Here is a 19,693-nt window from a genome sequence, read left to right on the forward strand (position 1 = left end):
CCCTTCCGTCGGGCGCCGCGACAAGCGGGACAGCCGGCCGACGGAGAGGCGACTCGTGCTGCTGGCGAAGAGCAAGAGGCACATGAAGGACCGGGCGCGGAGGGCGGGCGCGAGGACCGCGGAGGCCGTGGACGCCCGGCTCCCGCTCGCCGGGGCCGCCCGGTCGCTGCTGCGGAAGGCGTTCCCGGACCACTGGTCCTTCCTCCTCGGTGAATTCGCCCTCTACAGCTTCATCGTGCTCCTGCTGACCGGGGTCTACCTGACCCTGTTCTTCCAGCCGTCGATGGCCGAGTCGGTGTACACGGGCTCGTACGGCCCGCTCCGGGGAGTCCGTACCTCGGAGGCGTACGCCAGCACGCTCCGCATCAGCTTCGACGTGCGGGGCGGGCTGCTGATCCGGCAGATCCACCACTGGGCGGCGCTCGTCTTCGTCGCCTCGATCGGCGCGCACATGCTGCGGGTGTTCTTCACCGGGGCCTTCCGCAGGCCGCGCGAGGTCAACTGGATGGTGGGGGTGACGATGTTCCTCCTCGCCCTCCTGGAGGGCTTCGCCGGCTACTCCCTCCCCGACGACCTGCTGTCCGGCACGGGGCTGCGCACCGCGCAGGGCATCATGCTGTCGATCCCGGTCGTCGGCACCTATGTGAGCTTCTTCGTCTTCGGCGGCGAGTACCCGGGCGAGGACATCGTCTCGCGGCTCTACCCCGTCCACATCCTGCTGGTCCCCGGGCTGCTCCTCGCCCTGATCAGCCTGCATCTGCTGCTCGTCGTGCACTTGAAGCACACCCAGTGGGCGGGCCCGGGGCGCACCGGCCGCAATGTCGTCGGCAAACCGTTCTTCCCGCAGTACACGGCGAAGTCGGCCGGTCTCTTCCTCATGGTCTTCGGCGTGCTCGCCCTGCTCGGCGCCCTCGCGCAGATCAACCCCGTCTGGGACTACGGCCCCTACCGCACCGACCAGGTCTCCACCGGCTCCCAGCCCGACTGGTACGTCGGCTTCCTCGAAGGCGCCCTGCGGCTCATGCCCGGCGTCGAGACCCGGCTGTGGGGCCACACCCTGATGTGGAACCCGCTGGTCCCCGGCGTGCTGCTGCCCGGCGCGCTCTTCCTCGTGCTCTACGCGTACCCCTTCTTCGAGCGGTGGATCACCGGCGGCCCGGGCGAGCGCCACCTCTGCGACCGCCCGCGCGACCGGCCGGTCCGCACGGGGCTCGGCGTCGCCGCCATCACGGCCTACGCGGTACTGCTGCTCGCCGGGGGACAGGACGTGATCGCCTACGTCTTCGACGTGCCCGTGCACGCCCTGACCTGGACGTTGCGCATCGCCCTGTTCGTCCTGCCCCCGGTCGCGTTCGTGGTGACCGGCCGGCTCTGCCTGGCCCTCCAGGCGCACGACCGGGAACTGCTGGAGGACGGCGAGGCGACCGGCGGCGTGGAGCAGTCGGTGGAGGGCGGCTACCACCCCGAGCACGCGCCGCTGCCCGAGGAGAAGCGGTACGTCCTGCTGGCGCGGGAGCTGCCCAGGCCGCTGGACGTCCCCGCACCCCGGCGGGCCCCCGCCCGCATCCGGCTCACCCGGCGGCTGCGGTCACGGCTCAGCCACTGGTACTACCGCGACCAGGTCCGCCCCGGGCTGACGCCGCAACAGGAGCGGGAGGCCCGTGAGCTGCTGGCCGGGCCGCGCGGGGCGGGGGATCAGCGCTCCGGGTCGGGGTTCTGGAAGACGAAGCCGTAGACGCCCGGGGCCAGCACGCCGACCCCGATCAGGAACAGCCACAGCCCCTGGACGGTGCCCAGGCCCAGCAGCGCGGTGCCGGCCGCGCTGATCGCCGGGTAGTAGCTGCCCGCCGGGAAGTACCCGCGCCGACCGCTCACCTCCTGGACGCGCGCGTCCTTGCGGTCCTCCGGGCGGGGGGCCGACCGGTGGGCCTGCCGCCACAGGAACGCGGCGACCAGCGCCGACATCAGACCGGACAGGGCGAGCGCCGCGATGCCCGCCGGGTCCGGTGCGAACACCGCGTACACCGCGCAGGTCACCCCGAAGAACAGCGCCACCCCGCTGAACAGCCACGCCTCGCCCCTCATCGGCCCGGCCTCCCCGGGACGGCCGCCGCCTCGGGATGGTGCAGGTCGAACGCGGGTGACTCGGAGCGGATACGGGGCAGCGCGTGGAAGTTGTGCCGGGGCGGCGGACAGCTGGTCGCCCACTCCAGCGAGCGGCCCCAGCCCCACGGGTCGTCGCCCGTGACCCGCTCCCCGTACCGCCAGGTCTTCCACACGTTGTACAGGAACGGCAGCGTGGACAGGCCCAGCAGGAACGCCCCGATGGTCGACAGGGTGTTGAGCGTGGTGAACCCGTCGGTGGCCAGGTAGTCCGCGTACCGGCGGGGCATGCCCTGCTCGCCCAGCCAGTGGTGGACGAGGAAGGTGAGCTGGAAGCCCACGAAGAGCGTCCAGAAGTGGATCTTCCCCAGCCGCTCGTCGAGCATCCGGCCGGTGAACTTGGGCCACCAGAAATAGAACCCGGCGAAGGTGGCGAAGACGATCGTCCCGAACAGGACGTAGTGCAGGTGGGCCACGATGAAATAGGTGTCCGTCAGATGGAAGTCCATCGGCGGCGACGCGATCAGCACCCCGGTGAGCCCGCCGAGCAGAAAGGTGACCAGGAAGCCCAGGGACCACAGCATCGGCGTCTCGAACGACAGCGAACCGTGCCACATCGTGCCGATCCAGTTGAAGAACTTCACGCCCGTCGGTACCGCGATCAGGAACGACATCAGCGAGAAGAACGGCAGCAGCACCCCGCCCGTCGCGAACATGTGGTGCGCCCAGACGGTCGCCGAGAGACCGGTGATGGCGATGGTCGCGCCGACCAGCCCCACGTAACCGAAGGCGGGTTTACGGCTGAACACCGGCAGGATCTCCGTGACCACCCCGAAGAACGGCAGCGCCACGATGTACACCTCGGGGTGGCCGAAGAACCAGAACAGGTGCTGCCACAGCAGCGCCCCGCCGTTGGCCGCGTCGAAGACGTGCGCGCCGAACTTCCGGTCCGCCTCCAGGGCCAGCAGCGCCGCCGTCAGCACGGGGAAGGCGAGCAGCGCCAGGATCGAGGTGAACAGCACGTTCCAGGTGAAGATCGGCATCCGGAACAGCGTCATGCCCGGGGCGCGCAGGCAGATGATCGTGGTGATGAAGTTGACCGAGCCGAGGATCGTGCTCAGGCCCGAGACCACGAGGCCCATCACCCACAGGTCCCCGCCCGCCCCCGGTGAGAACACCGGCCCGTTCAGCGGCGCGTAGGCGAACCAGCCGAAGGCGGCGGCCCCGTTGGCCGTCAGGAACCCCGAGACGACCATCAGCCCGCCGAAGAGGTACACCCAGTACGTGTACGCGTTCAGCCGGGGGAACGCCACGTCCGGCGCCCCGATCTGGAGGGGCATGATCGCGTTGGCGAAACCGGTGAACGTCGGGGTGGCGAACAGCAGCATCATGATCGTGCCGTGCACGGTGAACAGCTGGTTGTACTGCTCGGGCGAGACGATCTGCATGCCGGGGCGGGCGAGCTCGGCGCGCATCACCATGGCCAGCGCCCCGGCGAACAGGAAGAACGCGAACGAGGTCACCAGATACATGTCGCCGATGACCTTGTGGTCGGTCGTCGACACCAGCCGGAGGAATCGCGCGCCCCCGCTCACCCGGCGCTCGGTCGCCCGCCGCTCCCGGTCGTCCGCCGCCGCCGCTCCCGGTCGCTCGTCCAACGACGTCATGCACCCTCCCGATCGGCCCGGTCCTCGGCCGGCCCGGCGGCCACCGGCCATCATGGGCCCGGCGCCCGGCCTCGCCGGTCACCAGCGGCGTGTACCCGGGCGTGGGCTACCCGAACGGCGCAGGAGCGGCGGAGTGCGGCGGCGGAACGCGGTCGTGGACGCCGTTGCGGTCACACGGCCGGGCAATCGGGTCATGGGCGGCGGGAAGGCGGGAGGGCGGATGCGACGCGGGTACCTCGCCCTCATGAACGCGAACCCGATTGAACTGCAGAAGGCCCTCGGCGGCGTCAGCTACCCCGCCGGCAAGGACGCGATCGTGGACCAGGCCCGCCAGAACGGTGCCGGCGACGAGATCATGGCAGCGCTGGACGCGCTGCCGGAGAAGGAGTACGAGTCGCCGGCCCAGGTCAGCAAGGAGGTCGCGCAGGAGGACTGATCCGGGCCAGGGCGAGGGCCGCGGCGCGGGTCAGGGGTGCCCGGGCTGCTGGCCGGGGGGCGTCGCGCCGCCCTCGCCGCCGCCCTTGTTCCCCTTGTCCGTCCCGTGGGCGTGCTTCCCGGCTCCGGGCCGGGGCGCGTCCTTCTGCGCCGCCTTGGTCCGCGCGCTGTCCTGCGGGGTCGCGCCGCCCTTGTCGCTGCGCCGTTGCTCGGGCTGTTGCGGGTTCGGCATCTCGGCTCCCGGATGTCTGCGAGTGGTCGTGCCGCGGCCGGTGGCCACTTCCCATGGTGCACCGGCCGGGGCCCGTCCGCCCGGCGGGTCAGCGGTGCGTGAGTACGTTGACCACCTTGCCGTTCGGGTCGCGTACGAAGAAGCGGCGCACGCCCCACTCCTCGTCGTGCGGGCCGTACACGATCTCCGCGCCCGCGCGGACGAGCGCCGCGTGCACCGCGTCCACGTCCGCGACCTCCACGCTGAGGTCAGGGTTGACCGGGCCGGTCGCGTCCTCGGTCATGAAGCTGATCTGGGCGGCCGGCCGGGCGGGCGAGGCGAGGGTCATGATCCAGCCATGGTTCATGACCTCCTCGAAGCCGAGCAGGCCGTAGAACGCGGCGTTGTCGCGGAGGGCGGACGGGTCCGTCGCGGTGTCACCCGCGCCGATCGGGATGTTCGGGACCACACGGTGAACGGACATGGCGTACTCCTGTCACATCGATCACGGTCGGTAACTCCGCTCAGCCTAGGGGCCGGCTCAAGGGGGTGGCTGGAAACTGTGGGTCGGGCCGGGGCAGACTGGCCCGGTCACAGCCGGGCCGGGGGCAACCCGGCCCATCGAGCCGCAGTCTTTCCGGGGGCGCCCCATGGTCCATTTCTCCTCACGCGTCACCGGGGAGGAGCTCGGGCGGATGGCCCACCGCCCGGACGCGCGGGACCTCTTCCCGACCGGCGTGGCCCGGCTGAGCGACACCCGGTTCCGCGTCCCCGCGCACTGGCCGCGCGCCCACCGCTTCTTCGCCCCCGTCAAGGGCCACCAGGACCCGCTGCTCATCGCGGAGACGATGCGGCAGGCGGCGATGCTGGTCTGCCACGCCGAACTCGGAGTGCCGCTCGGCGACGCGTTCGTGATGTGGGAGCTGCACTACACCACCGCCGCCGAACACCTCGTGCTCGGCGACGATCCCTGGGACGTCATGGTCGAGGTGGAGTGCTCCGGCATCCGCCGCCGGGGCCGCGGCCTCGGCTCGATGCGCCTCGGCTTCTCGCTGCGCCGGGACGGGGTGGTGATCGCCGTCTGCGACGCGCGGATCAGCTGCACCTCGGCCGCCGCCTACCACCGCCTGCGCGGCCACCGGTCCGCCGCCGCCCCCCTGCCCCCGCCCCCGGCCCTCGCGCCGCGCAGCGCCGGGCGGACCTCCGAGCGGGACGTCGTCCTCGGGCCGCCCGTCGCCCCCGGGCGCTGGCCGCTGCGGCTCGACACCGGGCACCCGACGCTGTTCGGCCGCCCCAACGACCACGTGCCCGGCATCCTGCTCCTGGAGGCGGCCCGGCAGGCGGCCCACGCCACCGTGCCCGGCTTCCTCCCGGTCACCCTGCGCTCCGGCTTCCTCCGGTACGTGGAGCTGGACCGCCCCTGCTGGGTGGAGGCGACGACCGAGCCGGCCGGGGTGCGGGTGCGGGCGGTGCAGGACGGCGAAACGGTCTTCACCTGCACGCTCGGCCGGCCGGTCTGAGCGGGGGTCAGGCCGGGTCCGGCAGCCGGGTGCCCGTCCCGCTCACCCGCACCCGCGCGTCGCCCGCCCCCAGCGTCACGGTGAGCGTGCCGGGGCGGCCCATGTCCTCGCCCTGGTGCAGGGTCAGCACGGCGGCCTCCGGCACGAGGGCCAGCTCCCGCAGATACGCCCCGAACGCGGCCGCCGCCGCACCCGTCGCCGGGTCCTCCACCACCCCGCCCACCGGGAACGGATCGCGGACGTGGAACACCGCGTCGGACGCCCGCCACACCAGCTGAACGGTCGTCAGGTCCAGCCGGTGCATCAGGGCTTCCAGGCGCCCGAAGTCGTAGTCCAGCGCGGCCAGCCGCTCCCGGGTCGCCGCGGCCAGCACGAGGTGGCGGGCCCCGGCGTACGCGATCCGGGGCGGCAGGGCCGGGTCGAGGTCGGCGGCCGGCCAGTCCAGCGCCGCCAGCGCCTGGGCGAGGTCGCCCGCCGCCACGTCCTCGACGCGTGGTTCCACGCTGGTCAGCGTCGCCCGCAGCTCGTTCCCCTCGCGGACCACGGTGACCGGCACCGTACCGGCGGGGGTGGCGAACTCCACCTCGCCCGGCCCGTCCCGCTCGGCGAGCGCGAGGGCGGCGGCGACCGTGGCGTGCCCGCAGAACGGCACCTCGGCCTTCGGGCTGAAGTAGCGGACCGCGTAACCGCGCGCACCGGGCTCCGACGCCTCGGTACGCCCGGTCAGGAAGGCGGTCTCGCTGTAGCCGAGGTCCGCCGCCACGGCCAGCATGGCCGCCTCGTCGAGACCGGAGGCGTCGAGCACCACCCCGGCGGGGTTGCCGCCCTCGGGGTCGGCGGAGAACGCGGTGTAACGCAGGATGCCCGTGGCAGGGAGATCGGTCATGTGCGGCTCAACCGCGCACCCGGCGACGGCATTCCCGGACCGGCGGCTGCCGGGCAAACCCGGCGCCCGAACGGATCGCGGGCCCGGGCGTGCGGTGCCGGGACGCCCGGGCGCCTTGCCATACGGCGCCGCAGGGGCGCGGCCTGCCGAGCCGACCGGCCCAGTACGGCATCGCCCTGCCCCCGGCGCGCCTGCGCGCCTTCTCATCCCCGGCCTACGTTCGGCACCGCCCCGCCCCCCGGCCAGCCCCGGCGCGCCTCCTCAGCCCCGGCCGGCACCGCCCGCCCCGCCAAGCCCGGCGCGCCTGCGCGCTTCCTCATCCCCGGCCCACGGCTTCGCCCGCCCCGCCAGGCCCCGGCGCGCCCGCACGCCTCCTCAGCCCCGGCCCACGGCTCCGCCCACCCCGCCGGGCCCCGGCGCGCCTGCGCGCCCCCTCAGCCCCGGCCCACGGCTCCGCCCACCCCGCCAGGCCCCGGCGCGCCCGCGCGCCCCCTCAGCCCCGGCCCACGTACGGCATCGCCGTCGCCATCACCGTCGCGAACTGGACGTTGGCCTCCAGGGGCAGCTCCGCCATGTGCAGCACCGTCCGGGCCACGTCACCGGCCGCCATCACCGGCTCCACGGCCAGTTCGCCGTTGGCCTGGAGGGTGCCCGTGCGCATCCGCTCCGTCATGTCCGTCGCCGCGTTCCCGATGTCGATCTGCCCGCACGCGATGCGGTACGGACGCCCGTCCAGCGACAGCGACTTGGTCAGGCCGGTGATCGCGTGCTTGGTCGCGGTGTACGCCACCGAGTGCGGACGCGGCGTGTGCGCGGAGATCGAACCGTTGTTGATGATCCGTCCGCCCTGCGGGTGCTGCTCCTTCATCTGCCGGTACGCCGCCTGCGCGCACAGGAACGCCCCCGTCAGGTTCACGTCGACGACCCCGCGCCAGTCCTCGTACGCCAGGTCCTCGACGGGCCCGCCCGGGCCGAACGTACCCGCGTTGTTGAAGAGCAGATCGAGGCGGCCGAAACACTCCCGTACGGACGAGAACAGCGCGTCCACGTCCTCGGGGCGGGTGACGTCGGCGGGGACGGTGAGCGCGCGGGCCCGCTCACCGGCCAGCGCGGCCGTCTCGGCGAGCGGTTCGGGGCGGCGGCCCGCGAGCGCCACCGACCAGCCGGCGCCGGCCAGGGCGAGCGCCACCGCGCGGCCGATGCCGGAGCCGGCGCCCGTGACCACAGCCACCCTCGACGGGGAGTCCTCCGCGCAATTCAACAGACTGCCGCTCATGCTGAGGCAGCGTACGCGCAGCCCCTGAGGGGTGATTCGGGGCGGGGCCCCGGCGATTCCCGCGCCCGTGCGGCGCCGGGCGATGATCATGGGTATGGCCGCGAACGCGGAGTTTGCCCCTGGGGGCACCATCCTGCCGCACTCCTCATCCGGGCGACGCCCGCGCGACGCGAACACGTCAGCCTCCGGATGCGCCGGGCCGCTGGACTTCCCCCACACCACCAGTCAGGGGAGGGACAGATGACGCACTCATCGCCACAGCAGGAGCTGCGCGACGCGGCCCGGCACACGGACCGCCGCCGCTTCCTCACCGTCACCGGCGCCGCCGCCGCGCTCGCCTTCTCGGTCGGCCTGCCCGCCGCCGGGACCGCCAGCGCCCGCGAGATCGAGGCCCGGCAGATCGGCGAGGACCCGTTCACGCTCGGCGTCGCGTCCGGCGACCCGCTGCCGAACTCCGTCCTCCTGTGGACGCGGCTCGCGCCCCGCCCGTTCGAACCCGGCAGCGGCCTCCCGGACGCCCGCGTCGAGGTCGGCTGGGAGCTGGCCAACGACGAGCGGTTCCACCGCGTCGTCCGGCGCGGCACCGCGTACGCCCACCCGGAGTTCAACCACAGCGTCCACGTCGAGGTGAAGGGCCTCGCCCCGGACCGCGTCCTCTACTACCGCTTCCGCGCCGGACAGTGGACGAGCCCGGTCGGCCGCACCCGTACGGCACCGGCGCCCGGCGCCCGCAAGCACGAACTGACCCTGGCCGCCGTCTCCTGCCAGGCCTACCACGACGGTTACTACACCGCGTACCAGCACCTCGCCCAGGAGGACGTCGACGTCGTCTTCCACCTCGGCGACTACCTGTACGAGTACGCCGTCACCGCCGTCGGCGGCGCCCGCAAGTACACCGATCGCACGCTGCCCGCCCTGTTCAACCGGGAGACGGCGACGCTGGAGGACTACCGGCTGCGGTACGCCCTCTACAAGTCCGACCCGGACCTGCGCGCCGCCCACGCCGCGCACCCCTTCGTCGTCACCTGGGACGACCACGAGACCGAGAACAACTACGCCGGCGACATCCCCGAGAACAGCGTGCCGCCGGAGGAGTTCCTGATCCGCCGGGCCGCCGCCTACCGCGCGTACTGGGAGAACCAGCCGCTGCGCGCGCCCCAGCGGCCGACCGGCCCCGACATGCGGCTCTACCGCCGCCTGAACTTCGGCCGGCTCGCCCAGTTCGACGTGCTCGACACCCGGCAGTACCGCAGCGACCAGGCGTACGGCGACGGCTGGCAGACGCCCGGACCGGAGTCCGAGGACCCGAAGCGCACCCTGACCGGCGCCACCCAGGAGCGCTGGCTCATCGACGGCTGGCGCCACTCGCACGCCACCTGGAACGTCGTGCCGCAGCAGGTCACCTTCGCCCAGCGGCGCGACGTGCCCACCGACGCGTTCAAGCTGTCCATGGACTCCTGGGACGGCTACCCGGCCTCCCGCGACCGCATCCTGCAGGGCGCCGAGCGCGTCGGCGTGGACAACCTCATGGTCCTCACCGGCGACGTGCACGTCAGCTACGGCTTCGACATCAAGCGGGACTTCGACGACCCGGCGTCGCGCACGATCGGCACCGAGATCGTCACGACGTCCATCACCAGCGGGAAGGACGGCTCCGAGAAGCCGTCCAACTACAACAACCTGATGGCGGCCAACCCGCACATGAAGTTCTACAACGGGCGCCGCGGCTACGCCCTCGTCACCCTCCAGGAGCGGGCGGCGCGCGCCGACTTCCGTACGGTCTCGGCCGTCACGACGCCGGGCGCCCCCGTCACCACCGCCGGCTCCTACGTCACCGAGGCCGGCCGTCCCGGTCTGAAGCCCGCCTAAACGGCGTCCACGGGGTAGCGGACGCCGATGCGGTCACGGACCGCGTCGAGCGTCCGCATCACCGCGAGCGAACCCTCCAGCGGCACCAGCGGGGACTCCGTCTCGCCCGCCAGGACCGCCCGCATCACCTCGGCCGCCTCGTACTGCATCCCGGACAGGCCCTGCGGACCCGGCCCGGAGGTGATCTCCTCGGGCTCGGCGCCCGCCCGGTGCAGCACGAAGCCCTGCGGATGGAAGAAGCTGTGCGGGATGTCGATCCGGCCGCCCGTCCCGATCACCGTGGCGGCCGTCGGGTGGTGCCCGACGATCGAGCAGGACAGCAGCGCGTTGGCCCCCGAGTCCCAGCCCAGCAGCATCCCGGTGTTCAGGTCCACGCCCTCCGGCGACAGCAGGGCGTCCGCCTGCACCCGGTCCGGCTCGCCCAGCAGCAGCTGCGCGAACGACACCGGGTACACGCCCAGGTCCAGCAGCGCCCCGCCGCCCAGCCGGGGATCGCGCAGCCGGTGCTCCGGGCCCAGGTCCGCCGCGAAGCCGAAGTCGGCCTGCACGGTCCGGATCTCCCCGATCGCCCCGTCCCGCACCAGCTCGGTGAGGCGCCGGATCACGGGGTTGCAATAAGTCCACATCGCCTCCATCAGGAAGACCCCGCGGTCCCGGGCCAGCTTCACCAGCTCCCGCGCCTCGCGCTCGTTCAGCGTGAACGCCTTCTCGCACAGCACGTGCTTCCCGGCCTCCAGCGCGAGCGCGGCGGCCTCCCGGTGCGCGGAGTGCGGCGTGGCCACGTACACCACGTCGACCTCGTCGTCCGCGACCAGGCCGGCCCAGTCGCCGTACGCCCTCGGTATCCCGAACCGCTCCGCGAACGCCCGCGCCGAGGCGTCCGTGCGCGACGCCACGGCCACCACCTCCGCACCGGGCACGGCCTGGAGATCGGCGGTGAACGTCGCCGCGATCCCGCCGGTCGCCAGCACGCCCCAACGGACAGTCCTGCTCATGCACGCTCCCAAAAAGGTGTCGACCATCCCCGCCGAGCTGAGAGCATAGAGCCGGATTCAACAACTATGGAGATGAGAATGCCGGAGAGCGGCGTCAGCCGGGCCCAGCACATACGCACCACCGACACCACCCCGCAGGGCGGGACCACCCCTCCCGGCAGAGCCGCCACCACCGCCGCGCGGCGCACCGGCCTCCTCGTCACCCTCGTCCTCGGCGGCCTCACGGCGCTCCCGCCGCTGTCGATGGACATGTACCTCCCGGCCCTTCCGGCCGTCACGGACTCGCTGCACGCACCCGCCGCCACGGTCCAGCTCACCCTGACCGCCTGTCTCACCGGCATGGCGCTCGGCCAGGTCGTCGTCGGACCGATGAGCGACCGCTGGGGCAGGCGCCGCCCGCTCCTCCTCGGCATGGCCGTCTACGTGCTGGCCACCGCGCTCTGCATCTTCGCCCCGTCCGCCGGGCTCCTCATCGCCTTCCGCCTGGTCCAGGGCCTCGCGGGCGCGGCCGGCATCGTCATCTCCCGCGCCGTGGTGCGCGACATGTACGACGGCGTCGCGATGGCCCGGTTCTTCTCCACGCTGATGCTGATCTCCGGCGTCGCCCCCGTCATCGCCCCGGTCATCGGCGGCCAGGTCCTGCGGCTGACCGACTGGCGCGGGATCTTCGGCGTCCTGACCGGCGTCGGCGTCCTGCTCACCTTCGTCGTCTGGAAGTGGCTCGGCGAGACCCTGCCGTCCGCCGAGCGCCACACCGGCGGCATCGGCGACGCGCTGCGCACCATGCGCGGCCTGCTCGCCGACCGGGTCTTCACCGGCTACATGATCGCGGGCAGCCTCGCCTTCGCCGCGCTCTTCGCGTACGTCAGCGCCTCGCCGTTCGTCATCCAGGAGATCTACGGCGCCTCACCGCAGACCTTCAGCCTGCTCTTCGGCATCAACTCCATCGGCCTGATCGCCGTCGGCCAGATCAACGGCAAGCTCCTCGTCGGCCGGGTCAGCCTGGACAAGGCCCTCACCTTCGGACTCGTCGTCATCGTGACCGCCGCGACCGCGCTGCTCCTGATGACCTCCGGCGTCTTCGGCGACGTCGGCCTGGTGCCGGTGGCCGCCGGGCTCTTCGTGCTGATGTCGGCGATGGGCCTGGCGATGCCCAACACCAACGCCCAGGCGCTGATGCGCACCAAGCACGCGGCCGGCTCGGCCTCCGCGCTGCTCGGCACCTCGCAGTTCCTGATCGGCGCCATCGCCTCCCCGCTGGTCGGCATCGCCGGCGAGGAGACCGCCGTCCCGATGGCCGTCGTCCAGCTGACCTGCGCGGTGGGCGCGCTCGCCTGCTTCCTGGGCCTGTGCCGCCCCTGGCAGCGGGCCGCCACGATCTGAGGGCGGCCCCGGCCCGCCTACAATCCTTCGGTGAACGCCACCCTCCCCACCGCGGACGCCCTGCGCGCGGCCCTCGCCGGACTCCTGGACGGGCTGCCGCCCAAGCAGGCCGGCCGGGCCGTCGACCGGCTCATCGCCCACTACCGGGGCACCGTTCCCACCGACGCCCCGGTGCTCCGCGACCGCGCGGACGCGGTCGCGTACGCGGCGTACCGGATGCCCGCCACCTTCGAAGCGGTACGGTCCGCCCTCGACGCCCTCCGCGAGGCCGCCCCCGACTGGGCGCCCGCCACGCACACCGACGTCGGCGGCGGCACCGGGGCGGCGAGCTGGGCCGTCGCGGGGGAGTGGGAGACGCACCGCACCACCGTCCTGGACTGGGCCGAGCCCGCGCTCGCCCTCGGCCGCGAACTGGCCGCCGCCGGCCCGGACGCCCTGCGCGCCGCCGAATGGCGGCGGGCCCGCATCGGCGAGGACCTCGACCTCGCCCCGGCGGACCTGGTCACGATCTCCTACGTGCTCAACGAGCTGACCGCTCCCGCCCGCACCGCGCTCATCGACGCCGCCGCCCGGGCCGGCCAGGCCGTCGTGGTCGTCGAGGCCGGCACCCCGGGCGGCTACGCCCGGATCATCGAGGCCCGCGACCGGCTCGTCGCCGCCGGGCTCACGGTCGCCGCGCCCTGCCCGCACAGCGGCGCCTGCCCGATAGAGCCGGGCACCGACTGGTGCCACTTCTCGGCCCGGGTCAGCCGCTCCTCGCTGCACCGGCAGGTGAAGGGCGGCTCACTGCCGTACGAGGACGAGAAGTTCAGCTACGTCGTCGCCACCCGCCTCACGCCCCGGCCCGTGGCCGCCCGGGTCGTCCGCAGGCCCCAGATCCGCAAGGGCCAGGTGCTCCTGGACCTCTGCACCCGCGACGAGGGCCTGCGCCGCGACACGGTCACCAAGCGGCACGGCGCCCTCTACCGCGCCGCCCGGAACACCGACTGGGGCGACGCCTGGCCGCCCCCGGAGGACGCCGCCTAGCCGTTCGGCTCCCGGCCGCGCAGCTCCTGCGTACAGCACTTCACGCTGCCGCCGCCCTTCAGCAGCTCGCTCAGGTCCATCGGCACCGGCTCGAAGCCCCGCGCCCGGAGCGGGTCGAACAGCCCCGTCGCGGCCTGGGGCAGCAGGACGTGGAGCCCGTCGCTCACCGCGTTCAGACCGAGCGCCGCCGCGTCCGCCTCCCCGGCGATCAGCGCGTCGGGGAAGAGCCGCGCCAGGGCCGCCCGGCTGCCGGGCGAGAAGGCCGGCGGGTAGTACATGACCTCGTCCGCCGCGTCGTCGAGCACGCACAGCGCCGTGTCCAGGTGGTAGTAGCGCGGGTCCACCAGGTCGAGGCCGATCACCGGGCGCCCGAAGAACTCCTGCGCCTCCGCGTGCGAGAGCGGCGACGACCGGAAACCCCGGCCCGCCAGCACATAGGAGGCGGTCACCGCGAAGTCGCCCTCGCCCTCGTTGACGTGGTCCGGCTCGTGGACCTCGGTGAAGCCGTGGCCGAGGAACCACTCCCGGTGCACGGCCGCCTCCTCGAACCGTTCCCGGTACGCGAAGCGGGCGCCCAGCACCCGGCCGTCGATCACCGTGGCCCCGTTCGCCGCGAAGACCATGTCCGGCAGGTCCGGGTGCGGCTCCAGCAGGTCGACGGTGTGGCCGAGGGCGCGGTAGCGGTCGCGTAGGTCCTCCCACTGGGTCTGCGCCAGCGGCAGGTCGACCGGCTTGGAGGGATCCATCCACGGATTGATGGAATACGTCACCTTGAAGTGGGCAGGCGCACACATCAGATAGTGCCGGGGCGTGGCTGCACGAGTCATAGAGGCTCCCCACGGATCGTCGCGGCGGCTGGTGGCCGCAGCGGCCGGTGCGTCGCACGGGTGTGTGCGTGAGCTCATGGTGCGCCGTACGGGGACCCCGGCGCTGTGGTCCGAACGGGTGGTTCGCGCGGACGCGGCCCCGGGGGCTTGTTGTCGCCGGTCACCACACGTGCTCTTTCATGACAAAGCATGTGATAACGCCCCCCGTGCGGCATCGGCCGTCCCACCCCGCTTCCGGACTCCGGCCACCCGAGGCGCAGGATGGTGGGACCATGGGCAGGGGCAACGCAAAGGCAAGGGGATAGATGGGCGCCGATTTCAGCCGTGGTCGCGGTGCGGAGAGCAGGATTTCCCAGTGGCTGCGGCGACGACCCAAACCGCAGCGGCGCGAGGTCGACGACACCGCACGGGAGTCGCTGCTCCTGGCCGTCGCCGAGGCCGGAATGCCCATCGCGCCCGCCGCCCACCCGGTCGGCTACCGGTGTTCGTGCGAACGCATCGGCTGTCCCACCCCGGCCCGCCACCCGCTGTCCTTCGCCTGGCAGACGCAGTCCACCACCGACCGCGCCCAGATCGAGCGCTGGGCCCGCAGCCAGCCGCAGGCCAACTTCATCACCGCGACCGGCATGGTCCACGACGTCCTCGACGTCCCGCTGGCCGCCGGCGAGCAGGCCCTCGAACGGCTCCTCGCCGCCGGGGTCGAGGTCGGCCCGGTGGCCCGCTCCGGCGACGACCGGATGCTGTTCTTCACCGCGACCCGCGGCACCCCGGAGGACGAGGACGAGTGGTGGCCGTGCGAGCTGGACTGCCACCCCGAGACGATGGACGAGCACCCCGGCCTGCGCTGGCACTGCCGCGGCAGCTACGTCCTGCTGCCCCCGGCCCAGCTCCCCGGTGAGCTGGACGTCGCCTGGCTGCGCGGCCCCGAACACCCGCTGCCGGACCCGCTGACGCTCCTGGAGACGCTGACGGACGCCTGCGCGCGGTTCATCGGCTCCGAGGGCCAGAGCGACGCCGACCACGAATCGGTGGCCTGGCCGCTGCGCCGCTAGCCGGGCGGCTCAGGAGCCCTTCGCCGAGGTCAGTCCGGGCAGCCGGCTGAGCACGGTCACCTTGCCCGTGCCGGCGCCCTTCCTCGGCACGTACACCAGCTGGCTGGAGACCCGCTCCTTGGTCAGCGTGCTCCTCACCTCGCCGGTGAGCAGCGCCTCCACATCGGGGTCGACGGCCGGGCGCAGCCCCTGCGCGGCGGTCTGCCGCTCGAAGTGCCTGCTGCTGAAGAAGACCAGCGCCCCGCCGTCCTCGGTGACCAGCCCCAGCGGGGCGTACGCACCGGTGTCCAGCGGCTGGTCGGCGTACTGGTACGAGAACCCGGCCCGCCGGGTGTTCAGCCGGGCCTCCCGCCACTGCGAGGTGGCCGCCCCCGGCGCGAACACGTCCGGGGCGCCCTCCTGGAGGTACTGCGCGTACCGCGTGCCCAGATCGCGCGGGGCCACCGCGAGCCCCGGGCCGTCCGCCGCGACCGGCGCGGCGTCCTTCGCGAGGGCGGGCAGCAGGTCCGGGGCGACGACCGACAGATAGGCGGCCTTCCAGCCCGCGTCCGGGCCGGTCTTCGTGAAGGCCAGCAGCCAGCGGCTGTCCTGCTCGCCCTGCTCCGTGTCGCGGTTGGAGTCCGTGTCGGCGAGGAACCAGCGCGGCCAGCCCGCCTTCTCCGGGATGACGAAACGGGCGTCGGTCAGCTCGAGCGGCCGGTGCCGGGAGTTGCCGGTGGGCGCTATCCGGTGCCGGGCCTTCAGCCCCGCCTGGTTGACCGCGCCGAGCGACCCCGTCACCACGTCCGCGTCCAGCGCCGGATCGTACGCCTTGTCGGCGGCGTTGTACGCGGCGGTGAACTCCTTCAGGGCCCGGGCGGCCTCAGCCCTCGTCGCCGCCGGTACGACTGCCCGCTCGCCGTGCACCGTCACGCACCCGCTCGCCGTCAGGCTCAGCACCGTCGCCATCGCGAGCCCCGCCAGCCGCCGCACCGGCCCCAGACTTCTCATCCGCTGCTTTCCGCGCCTTCTGATCCGTCGCCACTGACCGTCCGAACCCTACCGGGGACAGGAACAGCGCGAGGGCCGGGACGAGATACAGCGCCCAGACGGTGAGCTGGAGGACGGTGGGGTCCGGCTGGAAGTTGAACGTGCCCTTCAGCAGCGTCCCGTACCAGCTGTCCGGCGGGATCGTGGAGCTGATGTCGAACGCCCGGTTCTGCAGACCGCCCAGGAATTCCGCCTCCTGGAGGTCGTGCACGCCGTACGCCAGCACACCCGCGGCGACGACCACCAGCATCCCGCCGGTCCAGGTGAAGAACTTCGCCAGGTTGATCCGCAGCGCGCCCCGGTAGAACAGCCAGCCCAGCACCACCGCCGTGGCGATGCCGAGGACCGCGCCGATCATCGGGTGCCAGCCGTCGTCCGCCGCGTGCACCGCCCGCCACACGAACAGCGAGGTCTCCAGCCCCTCCCGGCCGACCGCCAGGAGCGCGGTCGCGACGAGCGCGCCGGTGCCCATGGCGAGCGCCGCGTCCAGCCTGCCGTGCAGCTCCGCCTTCAGATGGCGGGCGGTCCGCCGCATCCAGAAGACCATCCACGTCACCAGGCCCACCGAGACGATGGACAGCGAACCGCCCAGCGCCTCCTGCGCCTTGAACGTCATCTCCTGCGAGCCGAATTCGAGACCGGCGCCGAAGCCCAGGCTGACGACGACCGCGATCGACACACCGATCCAGATCGGCACCAGCCGGTCCCGGTTGCCGGTCTTCACCAGGTACGCGATGAGGATGCAGACGACCAGGCAGGCCTCAAGCCCTTCGCGCAGTCCGATCAGGAAGTTGCTGAACACGTCTCGGTTCCCTTTCCGCTTCGAGTCCCGTTACGAGAACAGCGCCCGGCCCCACCAGTCGTCCTTGTCGCGGACGCCCGGCGGGACGGCGAAGTGCGCCGAACCCACGTGCTGGATGTACTCGTTGAGTGCGTCGTGTGCCGCCAGCCGCCGTTGCAGGGGAACGAACGCCTTGCGGGTGTCGCGCTGGTAGGCCAGGAAGAACAGCCCCGCGTCGAGCCTGCCGAGGCCGTCGGTGCCGTCCGTGAAGGAGTAGCCCCGGCGCAGGATCATCGCGCCGCCGTTGCTGTCCGGATGCGCGAGCCGGACGTGCGCGGTCGGCAGCATCGCCTTCAGGAACGGCTCGTCGCGCTCCTTCGCCTTGCCGACCGGCGCGCCCTCGCCCTTGTCGCGGCCGAAGACGTCCTCCTGTTCCTGGAGCGAAGCGCGGTCCCAGGTCTCGATGTGCATCCGGATGCGCCGGGCCACCAGGTACGAGCCGCCGGTCATCCACTTGGGCCCGTCCCCGGGCCCGACCCACACGTGCTTGCCGAGGGCGGCCGTGTCGGTGCCGGAGATGTTCCGGGTGCCGTCCTTGAAGCCCAGCATGTTGCGCGGGGTCTGGGCGTCCGGCGTGGTCGAGGACGTCTTGCCGAAGCCCAGCTGCGACCATCGGATCGCGGCGCGGCCCATGCCGATCCTGGCCAGGTTGCGGATGGCGTGCACGGCGACCTGCGGATCGTCCGCGCACGCCTGGACGCACAGATCGCCGCCGCTGCGGGCCTTGTCGAGATTGTCACCGGGGAACTTCGGCAGGTCCACCAGCGCCTCGGGCCGCCGCCCGTCCAGACCGAACCGGCCCTTCGCGAACAGCGAGGGCCCGAAGCCGATGGTCAGCGTCAGCCGCGACGGCTTCAGCCCCAGCGCCTCGCCCGTGTCGTCCGGCGGCGCCTCGGGCAGACCCCCGTACGCCCCGTCGCCGACCGCGTGCCCGGCGGTCATCCGCTCGGCCGCCCGGGTCCACTCCTTGAGCAGCGCGACCAGTTCGGCCCGGTCCTCCGTCGTCACGTCGAACGCGGCGAAGTGCAGCCGGTCCTGGACGGCGGTGGCGATTCCGGCCTGGTGCGCGCCGTGGAACGGCACCGCGGCGCCGCCGTCGGCGGCCGTGGCCGGGCCGTCGTCCCCGGACCGGGCCGCGGCGACGCCCACCCCGGCCGCGGCGGCGCCGAGCGCCAGCCCGGCACCGCCCCAGCCCAGCAGTGCGCGGCGCGACGGGGCGGTGCCGCCGACGGGTGCCTCGCGGGTCTCGTCGCTCATCGCGAGCCTCTTTCCGGCCGGTTACTTCGTGACCGCGGCGGCCAGCTTCGACAGCGGCTCGGCCAGCGCGTTGACCGCGTCCGACAGCTCCTTGCGGTCCGCCTTGCCGACCTTGTCGTAGGAGACGAAGTCGTACGAGGAGGGGTCCTCGCGGTACTGCTCGAGCAGCTTGTTCAGCTCGTCGAACCGCTTGCCCAGGGTGGCGGTGAGCGCGGGGTCGTTCTTGGACGCGATCGCCTTCAGCAGGTCGTAGGACTGCTCGGCGCCCTCGACGTTGGCCTTGAAGTCGACCAGGTCGGTGTGGCTGTAGCGCTCCTCCTCACCGGTGACCTTGCCGGTGGCGACCTCGTCGAGGAGTTCCTTGGCGCCGTTGGCCATCGAGGTCGGGGTGATGTCGGCGGTGCCGACGCGCCGGCGCCAGTCGGCCAGGTCCTTGTACAGGGTCGTCGCGAGGGCCTTCTCCTCGGCGCCGAGCTTCTTGTCCTGCCACAGCGCCTTCTCCAGACGGTGCCAGCCGGTCCACTTCTGGCCGTCCTCGAGACCGTCCTCGCGGACGTCGACCTTGGGGTCGATGTCGCCGAACGACTCGGCGACCGGCTCGGTGCGCTCCCAGCCGACGCGGGAGTTGGCGTACGCCTTCTTCGCGGCCTCGATGTCCCCGGCGGCGACGGCGTCCGTGAAGACCTTGACCTTCGGCAGCGTCTCGTCGGCCTGGGCCTGCACATAGGTGCGGTACGCGGCGACGGCCTTGTCCATCTCGGGGCTGCGCTTGGCCGCCTTGCCGCCGCTGACCTCGATCTTCTGCCGGATGCCGTGGCCCTTCATGCCGGGCTTGCAGGCGATCTCGTACGAACCGGCCTTGATCTCGGCCGTGATGGTGGCCTTGGTGCCCGGGCCGATGTTCTCGCGCTCGGCGACGATGCGGTCGTCCGGGAAGAGGACGTAGACCTCGGTGACCTTGGAGCCCTTGTTCTGCACGGCCAGCTCGATGTGCCCGGCCGGCAGCTTCTTCTTCGAGACCTCGCAGGAGTCGTCCTTGGCGACGACCTGGACGGCCCCCTCGCCCTTGCCGTCGCTCTTCTCGGAGCAGCCCGTGACGGCGGTCAGAGCGGCCGCGGTGGCGGCAGCGGTGACGACGGAGAGACGAACGGCTCGCATACGGGCTCCACTTGAGGACGAAGGAGGCGGCGGTGAGGGGCCGGACAAAGCCGGGTGAGGCGGACCTAACTTAGCCGAGGCTTATCTGCTCGATACCCACCCGCGCAGTGATTCAGCTCTCACTGGGGAGGTCCGGAAACGGTCCGATCACGGCCGAC

Annotated in this window: 19 protein-coding genes; 7 read left to right on the forward strand and 12 right to left on the reverse strand. The window is 72.8% G+C overall.

Going from position 1 to position 19,693, the window contains the following annotated elements; translation table 11 throughout:
• Positions 1 to 55: 55 nt before the first annotated feature.
• Positions 56 to 1,735: a cytochrome bc complex cytochrome b subunit gene (locus tag FKN01_RS01980; protein WP_398930656.1), complete on the forward strand. Its 1,680-nt coding sequence runs from the start codon at positions 56 to 58 to the stop codon at positions 1,733 to 1,735.
• On the opposite strand, the gene FKN01_RS01985 is transcribed toward FKN01_RS01980, so the two are convergent.
• Both FKN01_RS01985 and ctaD read right to left on the reverse strand, forming a co-directional pair.
• Complete coding sequence (locus tag FKN01_RS01985; RefSeq protein ID WP_143615906.1) at positions 1,696 to 2,085, reverse strand: cytochrome c oxidase subunit 4; 390 nt, start codon at positions 2,083 to 2,085, stop codon at positions 1,696 to 1,698. The two genes, FKN01_RS01980 and FKN01_RS01985, sit on opposite strands and share 40 nt — an antisense overlap.
• The gene (gene ctaD / locus FKN01_RS01990; RefSeq protein ID WP_143615907.1) at positions 2,082 to 3,770 is read right to left on the reverse strand and encodes a cytochrome c oxidase subunit I; all 1,689 of its coding nucleotides are present in this window, start codon (positions 3,768 to 3,770) and stop codon (positions 2,082 to 2,084) included. Before ctaD ends, FKN01_RS01985 begins: the two co-directional genes overlap by 4 nt.
• A gap of 244 nt (positions 3,771 to 4,014) precedes the next feature.
• Between ctaD and FKN01_RS01995 the strand changes: the two genes are divergently transcribed.
• Entirely contained in the window at positions 4,015 to 4,206 is a 192-nt protein-coding gene (locus tag FKN01_RS01995; protein WP_143615908.1) for a DUF2795 domain-containing protein, read from the forward strand.
• Positions 4,207 to 4,236: 30 nt separating this feature from the next.
• Here the strand turns inward: FKN01_RS01995 and FKN01_RS02000 are convergent, their stop codons facing one another.
• Positions 4,237 to 4,437, reverse strand: a complete 201-nt coding sequence (locus FKN01_RS02000) for a hypothetical protein (protein ID WP_143615909.1) — start codon at positions 4,435 to 4,437, stop codon at positions 4,237 to 4,239.
• An 88-nt stretch (positions 4,438 to 4,525) separates the two neighbouring features.
• A complete protein-coding gene (locus tag FKN01_RS02005) occupies positions 4,526 to 4,900 on the reverse strand; it encodes a VOC family protein (protein ID WP_221939347.1) in 375 nt (124 codons plus the stop codon).
• A gap of 211 nt (positions 4,901 to 5,111) precedes the next feature.
• Between FKN01_RS02005 and FKN01_RS02010 the strand changes: the two genes are divergently transcribed.
• The gene (locus FKN01_RS02010; protein ID WP_143615910.1) at positions 5,112 to 5,936 is read left to right on the forward strand and encodes a ScbA/BarX family gamma-butyrolactone biosynthesis protein; all 825 of its coding nucleotides are present in this window, start codon (positions 5,112 to 5,114) and stop codon (positions 5,934 to 5,936) included.
• Positions 5,937 to 5,943: 7 nt separating this feature from the next.
• Here the strand turns inward: FKN01_RS02010 and FKN01_RS02015 are convergent, their stop codons facing one another.
• Together FKN01_RS02015 and FKN01_RS02020 are read right to left on the reverse strand one after the other, a co-directional pair.
• Positions 5,944 to 6,822, reverse strand: a complete 879-nt coding sequence (locus tag FKN01_RS02015) for a PhzF family phenazine biosynthesis protein (protein ID WP_143615911.1) — start codon at positions 6,820 to 6,822, stop codon at positions 5,944 to 5,946.
• Between the two features lie 493 nt (positions 6,823 to 7,315).
• Positions 7,316 to 8,098 carry an SDR family oxidoreductase gene (locus FKN01_RS02020; protein WP_143615912.1) on the reverse strand — a complete coding sequence of 261 codons (783 nt, stop codon included), beginning with the start codon at positions 8,096 to 8,098 and terminating at the stop codon, positions 7,316 to 7,318.
• 240 nt (positions 8,099 to 8,338) lie between these two features.
• Here FKN01_RS02020 and FKN01_RS02025 point away from each other — a divergent pair, with 240 nt between their 5' ends.
• A complete protein-coding gene (locus tag FKN01_RS02025) occupies positions 8,339 to 9,967 on the forward strand; it encodes an alkaline phosphatase (RefSeq protein WP_143615913.1) in 1,629 nt (542 codons plus the stop codon).
• Here FKN01_RS02025 and FKN01_RS02030 read toward each other — a convergent pair.
• Positions 9,964 to 10,962: a Gfo/Idh/MocA family protein gene (locus tag FKN01_RS02030; protein ID WP_185992698.1), complete on the reverse strand. Its 999-nt coding sequence runs from the start codon at positions 10,960 to 10,962 to the stop codon at positions 9,964 to 9,966. The genes FKN01_RS02025 and FKN01_RS02030 overlap by 4 nt on opposite strands.
• A gap of 78 nt (positions 10,963 to 11,040) precedes the next feature.
• On the opposite strand from FKN01_RS02030, the gene FKN01_RS02035 reads away from it, so the two are divergent.
• On the forward strand, positions 11,041 to 12,345 hold the full coding sequence (locus tag FKN01_RS02035) for a multidrug effflux MFS transporter (RefSeq protein WP_143615914.1): 1,305 nt from the start codon (positions 11,041 to 11,043) through the stop codon (positions 12,343 to 12,345).
• Positions 12,346 to 12,375: 30 nt separating this feature from the next.
• Positions 12,376 to 13,371, forward strand: coding sequence for a small ribosomal subunit Rsm22 family protein (locus FKN01_RS02040; protein ID WP_143615915.1), 996 nt, complete (start codon positions 12,376 to 12,378; stop codon positions 13,369 to 13,371).
• Here FKN01_RS02040 and ddaH read toward each other — a convergent pair.
• The gene (gene ddaH / locus FKN01_RS02045) at positions 13,368 to 14,198 is read right to left on the reverse strand and encodes a dimethylargininase (RefSeq protein ID WP_143615916.1); all 831 of its coding nucleotides are present in this window, start codon (positions 14,196 to 14,198) and stop codon (positions 13,368 to 13,370) included. The two genes, FKN01_RS02040 and ddaH, sit on opposite strands and share 4 nt — an antisense overlap.
• A 305-nt stretch (positions 14,199 to 14,503) precedes the next feature.
• Between ddaH and FKN01_RS02050 the strand changes: the two genes are divergently transcribed.
• The gene (locus FKN01_RS02050; protein WP_143615917.1) at positions 14,504 to 15,250 is read left to right on the forward strand and encodes a bifunctional DNA primase/polymerase; all 747 of its coding nucleotides are present in this window, start codon (positions 14,504 to 14,506) and stop codon (positions 15,248 to 15,250) included.
• Positions 15,251 to 15,259: 9 nt separating this feature from the next.
• Here FKN01_RS02050 and FKN01_RS02055 read toward each other — a convergent pair whose 3' ends face one another.
• Genes FKN01_RS02055 through efeO form a run of 4 tightly spaced genes read right to left on the reverse strand, consistent with a single transcriptional unit; the run spans position 15,260 to position 19,535 of the window.
• Positions 15,260 to 16,198 (reverse strand): hypothetical protein, encoded by a 939-nt coding sequence (locus tag FKN01_RS02055; RefSeq protein ID WP_143615918.1) that lies wholly within the window; start codon positions 16,196 to 16,198, stop codon positions 15,260 to 15,262.
• Positions 16,113 to 17,081, reverse strand: coding sequence for an iron uptake transporter permease EfeU (gene efeU, locus FKN01_RS02060; protein WP_143615919.1), 969 nt, complete (start codon positions 17,079 to 17,081; stop codon positions 16,113 to 16,115). The genes FKN01_RS02055 and efeU overlap by 86 nt, the downstream gene beginning before the upstream one ends.
• 30 nt (positions 17,082 to 17,111) lie before the next feature.
• The gene (efeB, locus tag FKN01_RS02065) at positions 17,112 to 18,377 is read right to left on the reverse strand and encodes an iron uptake transporter deferrochelatase/peroxidase subunit (protein WP_143615920.1); all 1,266 of its coding nucleotides are present in this window, start codon (positions 18,375 to 18,377) and stop codon (positions 17,112 to 17,114) included.
• A 21-nt stretch (positions 18,378 to 18,398) separates the two neighbouring features.
• Positions 18,399 to 19,535, reverse strand: a complete 1,137-nt coding sequence (gene efeO / locus FKN01_RS02070; protein ID WP_143615921.1) for an iron uptake system protein EfeO — start codon at positions 19,533 to 19,535, stop codon at positions 18,399 to 18,401.
• Between the last annotated feature and the right edge of the window lie 158 nt (positions 19,536 to 19,693).

It is taken from the genome of Streptomyces sp. 130, assembly GCF_007096885.1.
GTDB lineage: Bacteria > Actinomycetota > Actinomycetes > Streptomycetales > Streptomycetaceae > Streptomyces.